Source organism: Pseudomonas sp. Soil_N_39 (assembly GCF_057655955.1).
Genome location: NZ_JBDGLI010000011.1, coordinates 124,667 through 142,264 on the forward strand (window position 1 = coordinate 124,667; position 17,598 = coordinate 142,264).

The window sequence follows — 17,598 nt, forward strand, 5'->3', positions numbered from 1 at the left end:
AGTCGACTGGGTCAATCTTCCACGAAGTAATCGCTATCCAAGTGCTTCACTTCGTAAACCTGTTTGACGTTGCAGCCGAGATTATTTTCGACCATCAGCCGCGCCAGCTCCAGCCCATCGATCAAAACCACTTTAATATCCAGGCTCATGGCGGCCTCGCGGGCTCCATTGGAAAAATCCGAAGTGGTAATGAACACACCCTTACGGGCGCGTTGGCGGGTGAGGGCGCCGATGAACTTGTCGATTTCCGGGCGGTGTACGGTGTAGGTCCAACGCTTGGCTTGCAGGTAGATGACGTCCAGGCCGAGCTTATCTTCCTTGATAATGCCGTCTATGCCGTCTTCGTTGGTTTGTTGCGTCGCTCGACCTGCTTCCTTGCGTGAGCCACCGTAGCCCATGGCGATCATCAGATCGACTACCAGTTGCTCGAAAAAAGTTGGTGAAGCTGCACGCACCAGGGCCAGTAGTTCATCCGCCAATGATTGCGTCAGCGCCTGGTGCGCTGCGGCCAGTTGCTCGTCGGGAGTGGCTTGTTCGACCGGTTCGCTCTGCAAGGCTAACGCTGGGTCATCGGCGGGACTGGTCGTATGGAGCGCGGCGAATTCCGGGTACTGCTTGAGCCATCTAACGGTAATGCGTGCAGGCCCGCTGTTCAGCGCTTCTCGACCGCGTTCGGTGATTTGCACCAGTCCCTTTGCCGGAATGCTCAGCAGCCCCGCCTTATTCAGATAGGTCCGCGCCCAAGCGACTCGATTGTTAATAACCGTTTGCTTGCCGGAAGGCAGGCGTTCGCTGCGTTCCTCCTCGCTGAGCTGAAACTCGCAATGCCTGGATAGGCGGGATAAGGCCATTTCTGCGAGATCTGGCCGAAGAGCTTCGAGAGCAGGACAAGATTCGTCGCGAGATCCTGGATTGAGCAAAACACTGTGGATGGCACTTACTCTCAATCCGCCTCATAACGCGCGCTAACTGGCAGCAATTGCGCGAACAGAACCAGGCTCTAATGGGATAATCGTCACAACCCATGATATGATCATTTTGATTATGTCAGCAACGCAAATAATGAGTAGAAAGTGCAATTTGTGCCATCTTGCGGCGTCCCCTGTGCGGATGATAAGCCTTTGACCATGCCCCCTCAGCGTGTCAATTATTTGAGCCATACTCAACGAGAACGTCTAGCCTATATCGATTTTCGTCTCTACTTCGTAGGGGAGATTGGGCGGCCTGACTTGGCGAACCGCTTCGGAATAGCTCCGGCGGGTGCCACAAGAGACTTGGCCCTGTATCGAGAAATTGCGCCACAGAACATCGAGTTCGATGGGAGTAACAAGGTTTACCGGACAAGTAAAACATTCGTACCGTTGTTTAAGCATGCTCAACTGCGAGTTTTGTCAGCACTTTCACTCGGATTTGGCGATGGTGTGAACGGCGAACCTAAGCCGCTACTTCCGTGCGAAACTCCGGCAATTTTAAGTTGCCCTCGCATAGAGATCCTTGCTCCAATCTGTCGAGCTATACACCGAAATTGCCCGGTATCCATCCGCTACCACTCTATCAGCAGTGGGGAATCCGAACGTGTAATTGTGCCCTTTGCGCTCGTCGATACGGGACTGCGATGGCACATTCGTGCCTTTGATCGGAAGAGCAACGAGTTCCGTGACTTTGTCGTTACGCGGATTCGAGCCCCAAGGTTATTAGATGAAGACGCGAAAGCGAGCGAACATCCAGACCACGACATTCAGTGGACTCGGATTGTGGAGCTAGAACTGGTACCGCACCCGCGCTTGGAACGCCCCGAGATCATTCGAATGGACTACGCGATGGCAGGCGAATCGATTCGGATTCGTGTCCGCGCGGCGATTGCTGGCTATATGCTTTTGCGATGGAACGTTGACGCTTCGCCAGATCATAGCTTGCAAGGACATCAATATCGGCTTTGGCTGAAGGACCATCTAGCGCTTTATGGCGTCGAGAATGCTGTATTAGCTCCCGGCTACACGCTTCCAAGGGAAGGAAAGAATAAATGAATAACGTATTTGGCTTTCGCGATCAGCTTATCGACGAATACAGCTCGTTTTCACGAAGCTTTTCCCGAATCGCAGCATCCGATATCAGGGATGAAGTTGAACGACAATATGCCGATGGTCGCTATTGGCCAGAGCCTCTCGTCCAAATCAACCCAAACTACCAACGCAAAGGCACGGTGCAGCAGTTGGTCGCAGCGGGTGTGTTGCATGACGCTTGTGCCGAGCTTTTTCAGGTTGGCAAAGCAGAGGGGCATCCGCAGCCATTGCACCTCTATGCGCATCAGTTGCAAGCGCTGGCCAAGGGGCAAGGAAAGCAGAGCTATGTTGTTACAACAGGCACTGGCTCCGGTAAATCGCTGTCCTTCTTCATTCCGGTAATTGACCGGATTTTGAAAGCAAAAGACCAAGAAACAACCGCACGAACTCGTGCCATCGTTATCTACCCAATGAATGCCCTGGCGAATAGTCAGCTCGAAGAGCTAGACAAATTCCTTCATGGTTATCCGAAGGGACAACAACCCTTCACAGTTGCGCGTTATACCGGGCAAGAGTCAAAAGCAGAACGAGATGTAATTGCAGGCAACCCACCTGACATCTTGCTAACTAACTTCATGATGCTGGAGCTGATCCTGACTCGCTTTGACGAGGTGGACCGCCGCGTGGTGGATCACTGTCAAGGGCTGGAGTTCCTGATTCTCGACGAGCTTCACACGTACCGTGGGCGCCAAGGCGCAGACGTGGCATTGCTTGTGCGTCGGTTGCGGGAGCGTTTACAGGCAGATGAACTCGTCTGCATCGGCACGTCCGCTACCATGTCCAGCACCGGAACCCTGGCAGATCGCAACAAGACAGTGGCAGCAGTGGCCAGCAAGCTATTTGGTACTCCTATCAGTGAGCAAGAGATCATTGGTGAAACGCTGGAGCGCGTGACCGATCCACTGAAAGATGTCGCGGCAGTGCAGCCTGATTTGGCTGGTGCAGTAGCTAGTCCTGATTTTTCGTGGGCAAACTTTGACGCATTTCAGGCTGATCCATTATCCATTTGGGTCGAGCTAAACCTTGGCATTGAGCTGCCTGACAACGAGCCACCGCGTCGAGCAAAACCGATGACCATACAAGCAGCCAGTGAAAAGTTGGCGGGCGATTCAGGTTGTGCGATAGATGTGGCGCGCGACGGATTACAGCGCTTTCTCGTTGCTGCACATGAAATCAAAACACCGCAAGGGCGGCCGCCATTCGCGTTCAAGCTTCACCAATTTATCAGCGGTCCTGGTAAGGTCCTGACCACCCTTGAGGCTCCTGGTATTCGTCATATCACCTTGGATGCTCAGCGTTTCGCGCCAGGCCGTCAAGGAGAGGGAGCCCAGCTCTATCCCGTGCACTTTTGCCGAGACTGCGGCCAAGAGTACCTGCCTGTCTGGCAATCAAAGCAACCTCCCGCGAGTTTCACGCCCCGTGAAATAGATGACATCACAACGGACGATAACGAAGACGTCTTCTATGGCTTCCTTTGCTATGAGGGCTCCAATCTGTCCTTCCGGGGCGATCTTGAAGATCTTCCTGAGACATGGCTGGATTTAAGTCGCGACCAAATCAAGATCAAGCAAAACTACAAAAAAGCCGTGCCTTATAGCGTGAGCGTTGATCCGCAGGGAAATGAGGGGCATGGCGAGTCGTTCTGGTACGTCCCAGGCAAATTCCGCTTCTGCTTGAATTGCGGTCAATTGCATGAGGCGCATGGTAAAGACATCAATCGGCTGGCCAGTCTTTCTGGTGAGGGGCGCTCGTCTGCTACGACGATTCTGACGCTGACGGCACTGCGTCAGCTCTTTAACGAAAAAGAGCCGGAAAGCGGGCAACCTGATCCACGCAAGCTGCTCGGCTTTACCGACAACCGTCAGGACGCAGCATTACAAGCCGGTCATTTCAACGATTTCGTTTTTTTGCTGACCTTGCGTTCAGGTCTTATTGGTGCGCTGCAAAACAGCGGCGGTGAGCTTAGCGAAGAACAGTTGGCAGACGCCGTGTTCAAGGCACTCGGATTTGATCGGCTGGATGAAGCCACTCTGACTGAGTATCTGCGTACACCCAAGCTGATGGGACTGGCTCGGCAAGAAGCGCAGCGCACTCTACGCTACATCATCGGCTACCGCTTGCTGCGGGATCTGCGTCGCGGCTGGCGATTCAACAATCCGAACCTAGATCAACTGGGTTTGCTGGACATTAGTTATCGCAGCCTGGATGACTTTTGTGCCGACTCTGCTGCCTTTAGCAAAAGTAGCCCGTTGGGGAAATTGACTGCCGCGCATCGGGCGGTCTTGTGTCAGCTTATTTTCGACACAATGCGTCGCGGGCTATGTCTTGAGACTCGCTATCTTGATCCGGTAGAGCAAGACAAGGCGCGAACCAGTGCCTTCGCCTACCTGAACGAGCGCTGGGCATTTGCTCCCGATGAGCAGTTGGAAACATCCAAATACCTGATTCTCGGCAAGCGACCGGAATTTAAGGGTAAGCCGAGAACGGATCTGGTGACCGGTGGGCCTCGCTCGCGCATGCTGCGTGACATCAAAACCGCTGCCATATGGAAAGAGACCGCGTTTGCCGGATTGGTCGCTACCTGGAAAGACCTTGAGTGGGTCGAATTGGTAGAGGAACTGCTGCAAGCAGCGGCACTTTACGGCTATGTCCAGAAGCATTCGATTGATCAACATCTAATTGGTTGGCGGCTGAATGCCGCCGCGCTGGATTGGTGTTTGCCGGAGGGCTTCCTGCAGACGGGAGACTCCCGCTCCAATCAGTTCTTTCGCACACTTTATCTGAGCATCTCGGAATTACTGCGACAGAAAAGCCATCCGCTGTTTGATTTTGAGGCGCAGGAGCACACGGCCCAAGTGGATGCCGGGCGGCGCCAGTTGCTGGAGCAGCGTTTCCGCTACACCGACAAGGACCGTAAGGACTGGGCACAAAACCCGGCGCACGAGGCCCCTCTGGAACGACTCCCGATCATGTTCTGTTCGCCGACCATGGAGCTTGGCGTCGACATTTCCTCACTGAATACCGTGTACCTACGCAATGTTCCACCGACCCCAGCCAATTACGCGCAGCGCAGCGGCCGGGCCGGGCGATCTGGACAGCAAGCGCTGGTCATTACCTACTGCGCTTCGTTGAGCCCCCATGACCAATGGTTTTTCCATCATGCCAACGAAATGGTGCATGGCATCGTTCGTGCGCCCACGCTGGATCTGGCAAATCGCGATCTGGTCGAGAGCCATTTGCAGGCGGTATGGTTGGCAAACGCCCACATTGCCCTCGATGTCAGCATCGCCCCTATGCTCGACCTTGATCAAGCCGGCAAGCCGCTGATCAAGTCCTACCACGATGCCCTTAATGATCCTGCTGTGACACAGCGCGCCAAAGCCAGTGCAGCCCGCGTCATTGCCCAGTTGCAGAGCGAACTGGCCGATAGCGACTGGTTTTCAGCCGATTATGTACAGAAGGTTATTGAGCGTGCGCCCAAGGCATTTTCCGATGCAATGGAGCGCTGGCGTGTCTTGTTTGATGCAACACGCACACAAATGAACATGGCTGATCAGATCGTTAAAAGCCATACGGCATCAAATAGTGAGCGTCAGAACGCCCAGCGCCGCTACGGCGATGCGGCCCGGCAGTACGCTGTGTTGCTGAAGAATGGGAACACGCAGAACTCGGATTTCTACACGTATCGTTATCTGGCCAGTCAGGGTTTTCTGCCCGGCTATAACTTTCCTCGGTTGCCCTTGATGGCCTGGATTCCTGCACGCGGGGGGGGCTCGGCGAATGGCAAGGACGACGAGGGCAGCATGGTGAGCCGTCCGCGCTTCCTGGCCTTATCAGAGTTCGGCCCGCGCAGTCTGATTTATCACCAGGGTCGTATGTACCGCGTAGTGCGCGCCAAACTTAACGTGGGTTCGGCCGATCACATTTCCGGCAACAGCCAGCTCGCTACCATCACCTCGCTGGTCTGCAGTCAATGCGGTTACGGTCATTTGGGCGATATCAACGGCACGCAGCCTTTGGTCAATCGCTGTGAAAACTGTGATGCCCTGCTGACCGAACACGACTGGGTGCGAGAGCTGTATCGCATTGAAACCGTGGAAACGGTCGCTGTCGAACGCATCTCTATCAATGATGAGGATCGTCAACGTCAGGGGTTTGAGCTACAAACCACCTACCGGTTCCTGCCGGGGCCGGATGGCGTCATCCAGCAGCGTAAGGCCGATGTCAGGCTCGGCGACGAAGCTTTAGCTGAATTGACCTATGCGCCTGCCGCACGCTTGTGGCGCATTAACCGTGGCTGGCGTAGGCGTAAAAACAAGGAGCAGTTGGGCTTTTACATCAACCCCATCACCGGCACTTGGAGCAAACAGGACGAGCCGGGGGCCAATGATGAGGAAGGCAAGGACGAGGCCCTGCTCGACAAGGTGCCCAATCAGCGCATCGTTCCCTTCGTCGAGGACCACCGCAACCTGCTGATTCTGGCACCTGTGCATGCCTTATCGACGGAGGCTATGGCGACCTTGCAGGCGGCGCTTAAGCGCGGTATCGAAATGACCTTCCAGATCGAAGAGTCCGAACTCGTGGCCGAACCGTTGCCCAAGGCGGACGAGCGCCGGGCATTGATGTTCTACGAGGCGGCTGAAGGGGGGGCTGGCGTGCTGACTCGCATTGCCAGCGACCCAGCCAGCCTGGCGCAGGTCGCTAGTAATGCCCTCAGGTTACTGCATCACGCTGTACCACTAGGCCCGTGGAAACTGGAAGACTTGCCCGGGCTGGAGCAAACCAATGCGCTGGGTAACCACATCTGTGAAGCCGGCTGCTACCAATGCCTACTGTCCTACTTCAACCAGCCCGACCACGAGAACATTAATCGCCGCAATGGCGATGCGCTCAAAGTGTTGGTTGCGCTGGCAAATGCCGAAGTCCAGCCCAAGCAAAATATACCGCCAACTCAAGAAAGCGCACCGGCCAACGCTCTCCTCACGCAATGGCTGAGCGCCCTGAATGCCTCAGGCTTACGCCAACCGGATGCCATACAGTTGCCCGTCAATAAAGGCGCAGCCATAGCCGCCGGCCAATACAAGTCAGTCCGCGCGTTGGTGTTTCTTGAAGACATTGACACCGACACTGCTGCCTTAATGGCTGACAAAGGCTGGCAAGTGCTGAACTTCTCCGACCCATCGCTATGGCAAGTGCAGTTTGCGGCTCATCCCGATGTGTTCGGCAACCATGAGAAAACAAAATGACCCAGCTTGAACACGACTTCATGCCCGGTAACCTAGTTCGTGCCCGTGGCCGCGAATGGGTAGTGCAAAGCGAATCACGCCGTGACTGGCTGCGTCTGCGCCCTCTCGGTGGCGCAGACGACGACACTATTGCCCTGATTCCGGAACTTGAACTGCAGCCGGTTGAGCCTGCCACCTTTCCCTGGCCACAGCCTGAGCAGGCCGGTAACCATGCGGCGGCACTGCTGCTACGTGATGCCTTACGCCTCAAGCTAAGGGCTGGCGGCGGTCCGTTCCGTTCTTTTGGCAATATCGCGGTTGAGCCACGTGGCTACCAGCTAGTTCCCCTATTGATGGCGCTTCGCCTTACCACCGTGCGTCTGTTGATTGCGGACGACGTAGGTATCGGTAAAACCATCGAAGCCGGCCTGATTGCCCGTGAATTGATGGACCGAGGTGAGATCGCCCGTCTCGCTGTCCTCTGCCCCCCACACTTGGTAGAGCAATGGCAAAGCGAGCTAGAAACCCGCTTCAATTTGCAAGCTATCGCGCTGACCTCGGCATCGGCCTCCCGTATCGAGCGCGATATTCCCCATGGCGTCAGCTTATTCGATCACTATCCCGTGGTGGTGGTTAGCCTCGATTACATCAAGAGCGAGCGCCATCGCGCGCACTTTCTGGCAATTGCACCGGAGTGCGTCATTGTTGACGAAGCGCATACCTGCGCGAGCAGTGGCGCGGGCAAACAGCTACGTTTTGAGTTATTGCAGCGCCTGGTGAAGGATGAAAATCGGCACCTGATCATGCTCACTGCAACCCCTCACTCGGGCGATGAAGCGGCATTTTACAACCTATTGTCGTTGCTCGATCCGCGCTTTGTTGCCCTACAAAACCGTACTTCAGCCAATGACCCCTTGCGGCAGGAGTTAGCCCGGCATTTTGTTCAGCGCCGTCGCAAGGACATCGCCGAATGGCAAGCCGAAACTGGCGATGGTCGCGGCTTTCCTCGCCGTATGAAAACCGAAGTGACCTACCAGCTCAGCGGCGATTGGGGAAGGTTTTTTGATTCTGTTCAGGATTACTGCCGTGAGATAGCTGAAACAATTGAACAGCAGGGCGAAGGCCGCGGACGCCTGATCTGGTACGCGACGCTCGCGCTGTTGCGTTGCGTTGCCTCCTCACCAGCTGCGGCGGTCAAAGCACTCTCCACCCGGCTGGAAGGCACTCTTGCAACAGACGACCTACTTGCCGACGAACGTCTGCACGATGGCGAGGCCGACAACCTCGACGGCAGTGACTTGGAGCCGCCCGCGAAACTTGAAGAAACCGGCAGGCTGCAGGGGCTGATCCAGGAAGCTGAGCGCCTTTCCGGCAAGACGGGTGACCCAAAGTTAGCCTCTCTGATACGGCATATCGAGGCACTGGTTAAAGATGGTTACCACACCGTAGTGTTCTGCCGCTATATCGCCACCGCTAACTATGTAGCAGAACACCTGCGCAAAGCCTTTCCCAAGGCCACGGTCGAATCCGTCACTGGGGAATACACGCCGGAAGACCGGCATGAGCGTGTTGACGCCATGGAAGAAGTCGAACTGCGCATTCTGGTCGCCACCGACTGTCTGTCCGAGGGCATCAATCTACAGCACCTGTTCACTGCCGTGGTTCACTACGATCTGGCTTGGAACCCAACCCGTCACGAGCAACGTGAAGGCCGCGTTGATCGCTTTGGCCAACAGTCGGAAGAGGTTCGCTGCACGATGCTCTGGGGGCAGGACAACCCTGTCGATGGTTTTGTGCTGAACGTGATTCTGCGCAAAGGCGAAACCATCCAAAAAGAGCTGGGCGTGCTAGTGCCCATGCCTGAAGACGAAGCTCGCATCAATCAAGCCTTGGTCAAGGCTGCGCTGATGAAGCGCAGTGAAAGCCAAAAGTCATCGCCTCAAGTCAGTTTTGACTTTGGCGAGCCCGAACGCATTTTGGCACCGCTGCAGGAGCAATGGCAGGACGCGCTGCAAAAAGCCAAGGCTAATCGCACCGTCTTCGCTCAGCGCAGAATCCGCCCTGATGAAGTGCTACCAGAGTGGCAAAAACAGCAAGAAGCACTAGGCACCCAGACTGATGTTCAGCGTTTTGTACAGAGCGCCTGTACCCGCCTCAATGCTCCGTTGGAACCGGTGCGCAAACAGCAATTTCGCTTTCTACCGCAGCATTTGCCTGAGGCACTCAAGCTGCGTCTGGCCGATGAAGGCATAAGCAAACCGGTCCTAATTGACTTCAATGAGCTGCACCGCAGCCACCCGCTCGTCAGTGTGCTGGCGGAATATCTGCTGGAGACCAGCCTGAGCGGGGAGGCGGGCATTGCTGCACGCTGCGCTGCCACGCTGACCGATACCGTGGAGGTGGTCACCACTATTTATCTGCTGCGCCTGCGCCATCAATTGGGCTATGTGCGCCGTCGTCAGCCGTTCCAGATGATGGCAGAAGAAACCGTGGCCATGGCCGTGGCGGGGCGCAGCAATCCGCAATGGCTAGAGGGCGATGCGGTGGCGCGACTGCTGGAATGCACGCCCAGCGGCAACCTGCCGCTGGAAGCCGTGCAGCGCGAAATCCGCACTGCTCTCGACTTTATCGCCGCACACCCAAAACAACTGCAAATGCTCGCCGAGCAACGCGCTGAATTGCTGCTGGCCGACCACCAGCGAGTGCGCGAGGCGGCCCGCGATGTCGGGCAGTACAGCGTTAACGCCTGTCTACCAGTGGATGTGATGGGAGTGTACGTGCTGCTGCCCGATTCACTGTAACGGGCGGCCACTAGGGATAAGAACATGAGAAAACTATGTAAAACCCAAGCAGCGCTGAACCTGCCCACGCTCACGCTGGAAGGCGGCCTATTTCTGCCGGATCAGCTGGAAAAGGCTGCATTCGGCAGCGCCCAGTGGCAAACCGAAGCCGATTACGGCACACCCAAGGGCCTCAAACTCAAGGACGATTACAGCCGCGCCTTTCAGATCGCCTGCGCCCAGTGGAAGCACTTCGCAGCTCAACTCGAACGTGCCGATGTGGACGCGGCTGCGCTCACCCATACCTTTGTGCAAGAGCTGCTACGCGATGTATTCGGCTTCACTCAACTGCAAGCCTGTTCCGGAATCACTCTGGAGGAGCGTCATTACCCGATAGGCCTCCTCGCAGGTGGCGTACCGGTGGTGGTCGCACCGCATACCCTGGCCTTGCATGAACCCGATACACGCTTTGCCGTAGTTGGCTCTGGCAGCCGCAAAAAGTCAGCCTTCATGCTGGCGCAAGAGCTGCTTAACGCCAGCTCCGATCATCTTTGGGCTATAGCCTGCAACGGCAAAAGCCTGCGTCTCTTGCGCGATGCCGCCACACTGACACGCCCCAGCTTTCTCGAAATTGATCTGGCCGACCTTTTGGGTGGCCAGCGGTATGCCGAGTTCGCCAATGTCTGGCGCCTGCTACACGCCACCCGCGCAGTGGGCAAGCCCACCGAATGCATCTGGGAAAAGTGGCGCGCTGCTGGTCAGGAGGAAGGCACTCGAGTCCGCGATGGCCTGCGCTTAGGGGTAACCGACGCCTTGCTCACTCTAGGCACAGGGTTTGTCCAGCACCCGGCCAACGATGCCTTGCGCCAAGCTCTGCACAACGGCGAACTGACCAAGGATGCCTACTTTCAACAACTGCTCCGCTTGATCTACCGGCTGATCTTTTTGTTTAGCGTCGAAGAGCGCGGCTTGCTGCACTCCAAAAACGACACCAACGACGACGGTAGCGCTGCCCAGGCCGAGCGCCGCGCCTATGCCGAGGGTTACGCCGTGGGCCGCCTGCGCGAGCTGTGCCTCAAGCGCCGCGCCCGCAACCGCTTTGATGACCACTGGCAGGCACTGCGTATCGTCTTCAAGGGCCTGAGCGAAGGCGAACCGCGTCTGGCCCTGCCGGCACTGGGCGGGCTGTTCGCCACCAACCAATGCCCGGCGTTGGACGCCGCCAGCCTCGATAACACCCACTTGCTGGTCGCCATGCAAAACCTGCGCTGGGCAAGCCATTCAGTTGGCAAAGGCGGTAGCACTCTGGCGCCCGTGGACTACCGCAACATGGGGCCGGAAGAACTCGGTAGCGTGTATGAAAGCCTGCTGGAGCTGGTGCCGGAAATCGATCTGTCAGCCAGAAAGTTTGGCTTTGTAGGCCTTACTAGTGAAGGTAGCACCGCCGGCAACGCCCGTAAGCTCAGCGGCAGCTACTACACACCGGACTCGCTGGTGCAGGAGCTGATCAAGTCCGCACTCGACCCCATAATCGAGCAGCGTATCGCTGCCCAGCCCGAAGCACCTATTGAGGCGCTGCTATCTATCCGTGTCATCGATCCGGCCTGCGGCAGCGGCCACTTTCTGCTTGCCGCCGCCCGCCGCTTGGCGGAAAAACTCGCGCAACTCCGCTCTGCCGAGGGCGAGCAAACCGAACAGGACTTCCGCCACGCGCTGCGAGAGGTGGTGAGCCGCTGTATTTTTGGTGTGGACCGTAACCCGATGGCCATTGAGCTGGCCCGCACCGCCTTGTGGCTGGAAGGCTTTGAGGAAGGCCGGCCATTGGGCTTTCTCGACCACCACCTGCAAGTGGGCGATGCGCTGCTGGGGCTCACCGACCTCAAGACGCTGGAAATGGGCATTGCCAAAGATGCCTTCAAGCCGCTCTCCGGCGATGACAAAAGCGTCTGCAAACTACTCGCCAAGACCAACGCCGCTGCCCTCAAAAGCCTAGAAAAGCAGCGCAACGCCCGCGCTTTTGGCCAACTCGACGTTGCCACCGCCACAGGCAGTGGCCTCAGCCAACTGCAAGCCCTAGAAGTCCTACCGGAAAACAGCACAAACGAAATCGCCACCAAGGAGGCTGCCTACCGGTTATTCCTGGAACAGGCTAAGACCAGTCGCCTAGCGCATGCTGCCGACTTGTTGGTGGGGGCCTATCTGATGCCCAAGCGCGAGAGGGGCGAAGCGCACATCCCCACCAGCGCTACCCTTTACCTCACCCTGTTAGGTGATGCCCTGCCAGCCCCACAACAAGGTGCACTGGCAGCGGCCCGAGCCGCTTGTGCAGAAGCCCGGGTATTTCACTGGCCACTAGCCTTTCCGCAGGTATTTGCCGGCGGCGGTTTTGACTGCGTACTGGGCAACCCGCCTTGGGAACGTATCAAGTTGCAGGAGGAGGAATTCTTCGCCACCCGCCACCGGGATGTGTTTAATGCCCAAAATAAGGCTGAACGCAGCCAGCGCATCCAGTGGCTGGCCGAGGGGATGTTGGCGAAACATTTGTTTTCGCATCTGGAGCATGCACCACACGAATGCGAGGCCGAACAGCGTCTGTATGCCGAGTTCATCAGCGCTCGCCGCACGGCGGAAGCTGCAAGCGTGTTTGCCCATGTCAACGGGCCGGATGGAGGGCGTTACCCGCTGACCGGCGTGGGGGATGTGAACACCTACGCACTGTTTGCCGAGACTATTCGGCAGATAACGTCACCTAGTGGTCGTGCAGGGTTTATCGTCCCATCAGGTTTGGCCACCGACAACTCCACGAAAGATTTTTTTGGCGATCTAATTTCCAATAAGTCTCTCGACAGCTTTTTTGAGTTTGAAAACGAAGGCTTTTTCCCCGGTGCTGGCCAAGGCCACATGTTGCGCTTTGCATTAACAACGATAGTTGGAGCGGCAGCGCAGATTCAGGCGACTCGATACCTGTTTCAGGGCAAAAAACTGGAACATCTGCACGACCCGGAACGGGTTTTTACGTTAAGCCCAGAAGACATCGAGCGGGTTAATCCTAATACGCTGACTTGCCCAATATTTCAGTCGCGTTTTGATGCTGAACTGACCAAGAAAATCTATCAACGCGTACCTGTGTTAGTTCGCGAAGGGCGGAATGGCGTGTCCGAGGACAATCCTTGGGATATTCGCTTTATGGCGATGCTTCACATGTCGAACGACAGCCACATTTTCAAGACCTATCAAGAACTGAAAAGCGATGGCTATGATTTGGATGGAAATAGTTTTGTGCGCGGAGGCGAAAAGTTACTGCCACTGTACGAAGCCAAGATGGTTTACCACTATAACCATAGGTACAGCGACTTTAGCGAAACTAATGGTCAGCGAGCACATATCCTTCCAAAGATCGACAGCATTAGACTCAACGATCCGGATTACGCTCCAATCCCATTTTATTGGGTGGCAAAGGAAGAGGTTGACGAGCGGCTAAAGGAAAAGAGATGGGCCAAAGGTTGGCTTCTTGGTTTCCGAGATGTCACTGACTCAAGGGCGAGCGCTAGGTCATTTGTGGGGGCGATTATTCCCAAAGCAGCAGTTAGTAATAAATTTCCACTACTACTAACAAATCATGATCCTAAATTGGTGGCGTTGTTGCTCGCTAACCTGACCGCTTTTTGCTTTGACTATGTGGCACGGCAAAAAATCGGCGGGCTGACCATGAATTTTTTCATCGTGAAGCAGCTTCCCATTCTGGCACCAGAAAGCTATTCAGAAAATGATCATGATTTTTTAATTCCGAGAATTTTGGAGCTCACTTATACCTCATTAGATCTGGTGGCTTGGGCAAAAGATCTCGGGTATGAAGAACCTCCCTTCGCTTTTGATTCAGCACGCCGTGCAGTCCTCCGCGCTGAATTGGATGCCTACTACGCAAAACTGTATGGCCTAGAGCGCGATGAACTTTCTTTCATCCTTGATCCACAATCGGTAAAGCCGGGATACCCCTCTGAAACATTCTCGGTTCTGAAGCGAAGCGAGGAGCGAGAGTTCGGCGAGTACCGCACCCAACGGCTGGTGCTGGAAGCCTGGGACAAACTGGAGCGTGGGGAGTTGCACTGATGTTGACGCACCTTAAACTGGAGAACTTCAAGATCTGGCGCAGCACGGGCCCCATTCGATTGGCACCGATTACGCTGCTGCTGGGCTCCAACTCTTCCGGTAAATCCAGCCTGATTCAGAGCCTGCTGCTGATCCGCCAAACGGTAAAAGGCGACGACCCCAATCTGGATCTGAACCTGGGCAACCCTGATGCGGATGATTCGGTAACGCTGGGGCAATTCAAGGATGTGCTCTGCCGCCATGGCGCAGCTATCGAGGGCACATCGACTCCGCAGGTGGGGATTGAGTTTCGCTGGAGTGAGTCTGTCGCTGCGGCAGATTCCAATTTATTTTCCGCCCGCTATCGGCAAGGTATGGCGGGAAGCGCGGAGCTGGAATATCTGCGTATTGGAAAGGACAACCAAGGTTTTACAGTGCATCGCCGTAAGCGCGGAGTATATCGATTGCAGCTTGCTGGCGAGCGGAATTCCTTGGGGCAAAGCGCTGATTTCCGTCCTGAGCGCTCCTTCGCGTTTTCAGCTGCAATTTTGAACAGGCTGGGTGAGCGCGCTGAACCAATCCGTCCCACCGGCCCTGCACTGCTGGATGAGCTGAGTCGCATCATTTACCTCGGCCCGGTTCGCCGCTTGGCACAACGCGATTATGTGTGGGCTGGCCGTATGCCCGCACACATTGGCGATGATGGGGCCAAGGCAGTGGATGCCTTGATCGCCAGCGGCGTGGCGCGCCAGGCGGCCAAGAAGCGCAATCACGCTTTACCTGTAGAAGCACAACTATTCGAGCAAACGATTCACTGGTTGAAGTCGATGAACTTAGCGGATGGGCTTTCCATCCGCGCATTAGGCAGTTCTGCACGCTACGAATTGCTGATTGAAAATGATGGCCAGGCCAGCAATCTCAAAGATGTTGGTGTGGGCGTTTCACAGGTTCTACCCGTCATCGTCGCGGCACTATTTGCACAACCGGGTCACATCGTCATCGTCGAAGAGCCGGAAAGCCACTTGCATCCACTGGCGCAAAGCAAGTTGGCCGAATTGCTGGCGCAAGTGAGCAAAGAGCGGAACGTCCAGTTCATCGTCGAGACCCACTCCGAACACCTGTTTCGGCGTATGCAAACGTTGATCGCCAGGCAGCAAATAGCTCCCAATGACGCCGCGATGTATTTCGTCGAGCGCGAGGGCAAAGTTGCACACATGCTGCCGCTGGAACTAGACGATTTCGGTCGCGTGAAAAACTGGCCAGAGGGCTTCTTTGGTGATGCTCTGGGCGAGACGCGAGAGCAAACTGCGCTGGCTATTCAGCGTGCAAAGGAGCTGAGGGCGAGGGATAGCAATGTATCTGGTTGATACCAACGTGATGCTGGCGGCAAGTGCAGTGCAGGATCTTTCAGATCTGGCTATACGGGCTATGCCGCAGGAGATTGAGCTGCGCGAAGTTGTGTATGAATGGCTTTCCGACTTTGACCAGTCGGATGCTCGTATCGTACTCGATGAAGAAGGCTTGGTACGTGCTGAGTACGAACGAAACATGCCGTTCAATCAACACCACCAGGAATACGGCCTGCAGGTTTTACAAAGCAAGCTCGACAGAAATCTTGTGGAGTATGTACCCATCGAGTCGCTTGAAGCCAACGGTGAGCATATTGCCGTGCTTGAGCCAGACCACGAAGCGCTAGTAACGGATCGAGAGGACCGAAAATGGGTTGCATGTGCACTGGCGGCTCAGATGCTCTTCGATCAAATGCCACCTATTGTTTACGGTGCTGAATCAGACTGGTTTATTGCGGAGGAGCAATTGATAGCGATTGGCCTCAGCTTCCGACGCTTGCTACCCAATGATTGGTATAACACAAGGGTCGCGACGAGATGACTGTCGACTTTTTCCGATTCCCTCACACGCCACACCTTGCCTGGCTGGGCGAAAACGCTCCGCGCGATGACAAGGTGTTGTCACCCTCTGAGGTGTCAGCACTTCTCGCCGGCAATGTGGTAGTCGAAGAAAAGCTCGATGGCGCGAATGTGGGGCTATCGCTCGCGCCAGACGGCAAATTGCGCGCTCAAAACAGGGGCCAATACCTGGAAGAGCCTCACGCCGGTCAGTTCGCACGTATGCCCGCTTGGTTGGCGCAACACGAAGATGGCTTACGTGCCGCACTCAAGCCAAACCTTATCCTCTTTGGCGAGTGGTGCGCCGCGCGCCATTCACTGGACTACGCCGCTCTTCCTGATTGGTTCCTGCTGTTTGATGTGTATGACCGCAGTTTAGGTCGCTTCTGGAGTACGCAGAGGCGCAATGCAGTGGCCAATGCTGCAGGTTTGATGACGGTTCCGCTGGTGCTGCGAGGAACCACGACAGTTGCTGCGCTGAGACTACTAGTCACCGCCACCACAAGCAACTACCGCACTGGTGCGCTGGAAGGCTTAGTCATTCGCCGTGAGTCGGTCGAGTGGTGCGAAGCTCGCGCCAAGCTGGTCCGCCCGGACTTTACCCAGGCCATCGACACCCACTGGCGAAAGCGAGCGATTGAATGGAACCGCGTTGATTATTCTACGGGGGTGCCTGAATGAATCCGCTGCAACGTACCCTTATCGAGAAGGCCGGAAACGACAATGGATTCGAGTATGTAGTGGCTTCTGAGGCCACGGGTGTGACCTTGGCTTCGGCACGCCATCGTTCTGTCGCGTTAATTGGCCAGGAAAGTGGAGCCTATCAAGTGCAATTTCGGGCGGCGACGCCAATATTGCTACCAGAACTGCTGTGCAGCTTTCCTGAGGCTTATGGGAAATCAGGAGTGTTTGCCTTGATGACTGAGGCCGCTCTAGCAACCTTTCTGCGCCGTGCAGCCAGCCTTTCCCGCGCGCTGCCCAGTCAGGCCGCGACCGACTACCAGCAGGCAGTGGCCGCTGAGCTAGCGGTGCTCCCCGAAGGCATTATCGGTACCGAGGTCGAGCGCTTAGTGCGTCAACGTGTGGGCCAAAACAAATTTCGAGATGCGATGCTAGATTACTGGGGTAGCGCATGTGCGGTGACGGGTATTGCGATCCCGGAGGTGCTGCGCGCCAGCCATGCAAAACCCTGGGCGGAGTGTGAGTCCGATGCCGAACGCCTTGACGTGTTCAATGGCTTTCTGCTCAGTGCCAATCTGGATGCCTTGTTTGACCGTTTTCTGATTAGCTTTGATGAACAGGGTGTGCTGGTGCTTGCACCAACATTGGCAGAGATGGATTTGCTGCCCCTTGGCATTACACCAGGAATGAAACTGCGTTGGATCAATGCACTGCACCATTCTTATCTGGCACCTCACCGCGCCAGATTGCTGTGAAGGGGAATGCGTTCGCTCTGACGTTACCGAGCATCGCAACTGCAGCCGCGATGGGGGGCAAGTTAACTAAATGCTGCTCGAGACACATGCAACTAGAT

General features: G+C 55.9%; 9 protein-coding genes. 8 read left to right on the forward strand and 1 reads right to left on the reverse strand.

The window, feature by feature from the left end:
* Nucleotides 1–11 precede the first annotated feature (11 nt).
* On the reverse strand, nt 12–851 hold the full coding sequence (locus tag AC3A5O_RS17680; protein ID WP_487753502.1) for a restriction endonuclease: 840 nt from the start codon (nt 849–851) through the stop codon (nt 12–14).
* A 276-nt stretch (nt 852–1,127) separates the two neighbouring features.
* On the opposite strand from AC3A5O_RS17680, the gene AC3A5O_RS17685 reads away from it, so the two are divergent.
* The 8 genes from AC3A5O_RS17685 to AC3A5O_RS17720 are packed head-to-tail and all read left to right on the forward strand — an operon-like array spanning nt 1,128 to nt 17,500.
* Nucleotides 1,128–2,027, forward strand: a complete 900-nt coding sequence (locus AC3A5O_RS17685; protein ID WP_487753526.1) for a WYL domain-containing protein — start codon at nt 1,128–1,130, stop codon at nt 2,025–2,027.
* The gene (locus tag AC3A5O_RS17690) at nt 2,024–7,309 is read left to right on the forward strand and encodes a DEAD/DEAH box helicase (protein ID WP_487753503.1); all 5,286 of its coding nucleotides are present in this window, start codon (nt 2,024–2,026) and stop codon (nt 7,307–7,309) included. Before AC3A5O_RS17685 ends, AC3A5O_RS17690 begins: the two co-directional genes overlap by 4 nt.
* Nucleotides 7,306–10,089: a helicase-related protein gene (locus tag AC3A5O_RS17695; RefSeq protein ID WP_487753504.1), complete on the forward strand. Its 2,784-nt coding sequence runs from the start codon at nt 7,306–7,308 to the stop codon at nt 10,087–10,089. The genes AC3A5O_RS17690 and AC3A5O_RS17695 overlap by 4 nt, the downstream gene beginning before the upstream one ends.
* Nucleotides 10,090–10,113: 24 nt before the next feature.
* Nucleotides 10,114–14,178, forward strand: a complete 4,065-nt coding sequence (locus tag AC3A5O_RS17700) for an Eco57I restriction-modification methylase domain-containing protein (RefSeq protein WP_487753505.1) — start codon at nt 10,114–10,116, stop codon at nt 14,176–14,178.
* Complete coding sequence (locus AC3A5O_RS17705) at nt 14,178–15,524, forward strand: AAA family ATPase (protein WP_487753506.1); 1,347 nt, start codon at nt 14,178–14,180, stop codon at nt 15,522–15,524. Before AC3A5O_RS17700 ends, AC3A5O_RS17705 begins: the two co-directional genes overlap by 1 nt.
* A complete protein-coding gene (locus tag AC3A5O_RS17710) occupies nt 15,511–16,047 on the forward strand; it encodes a hypothetical protein (RefSeq protein WP_321835692.1) in 537 nt (178 codons plus the stop codon). Before AC3A5O_RS17705 ends, AC3A5O_RS17710 begins: the two co-directional genes overlap by 14 nt.
* Nucleotides 16,044–16,745, forward strand: a complete 702-nt coding sequence (locus tag AC3A5O_RS17715) for an RNA ligase family protein (RefSeq protein WP_321835694.1) — start codon at nt 16,044–16,046, stop codon at nt 16,743–16,745. Before AC3A5O_RS17710 ends, AC3A5O_RS17715 begins: the two co-directional genes overlap by 4 nt.
* Nucleotides 16,742–17,500, forward strand: coding sequence for an HNH endonuclease (locus AC3A5O_RS17720; RefSeq protein WP_487753507.1), 759 nt, complete (start codon nt 16,742–16,744; stop codon nt 17,498–17,500). Before AC3A5O_RS17715 ends, AC3A5O_RS17720 begins: the two co-directional genes overlap by 4 nt.
* The last annotated feature ends 98 nt before the right edge of the window (nt 17,501–17,598 follow it).

What these genes read in the sequence shown, in the direction of transcription:
- AC3A5O_RS17685 (WP_487753526.1), top strand. Translation starts at nt 1,128, where the DNA reads ATGCCCCCTCAGCGTGTCAATTATTTGAGCCATACTCAACGAGAACGT.
- AC3A5O_RS17690 (WP_487753503.1), top strand. Translation starts at nt 2,024, where the DNA reads ATGAATAACGTATTTGGCTTTCGCGATCAGCTTATCGACGAATACAGC.
- AC3A5O_RS17695 (WP_487753504.1), top strand. Translation starts at nt 7,306, where the DNA reads ATGACCCAGCTTGAACACGACTTCATGCCCGGTAACCTAGTTCGTGCC.
- AC3A5O_RS17700 (WP_487753505.1), top strand. Translation starts at nt 10,114, where the DNA reads ATGAGAAAACTATGTAAAACCCAAGCAGCGCTGAACCTGCCCACGCTC.
- AC3A5O_RS17680 (WP_487753502.1), bottom strand. Translation starts at nt 851, where the DNA reads ATGGCCTTATCCCGCCTATCCAGGCATTGCGAGTTTCAGCTCAGCGAG.
- AC3A5O_RS17705 (WP_487753506.1), top strand. Translation starts at nt 14,178, where the DNA reads ATGTTGACGCACCTTAAACTGGAGAACTTCAAGATCTGGCGCAGCACG.
- AC3A5O_RS17710 (WP_321835692.1), top strand. Translation starts at nt 15,511, where the DNA reads ATGTATCTGGTTGATACCAACGTGATGCTGGCGGCAAGTGCAGTGCAG.
- AC3A5O_RS17720 (WP_487753507.1), top strand. Translation starts at nt 16,742, where the DNA reads ATGAATCCGCTGCAACGTACCCTTATCGAGAAGGCCGGAAACGACAAT.
- AC3A5O_RS17715 (WP_321835694.1), top strand. Translation starts at nt 16,044, where the DNA reads ATGACTGTCGACTTTTTCCGATTCCCTCACACGCCACACCTTGCCTGG.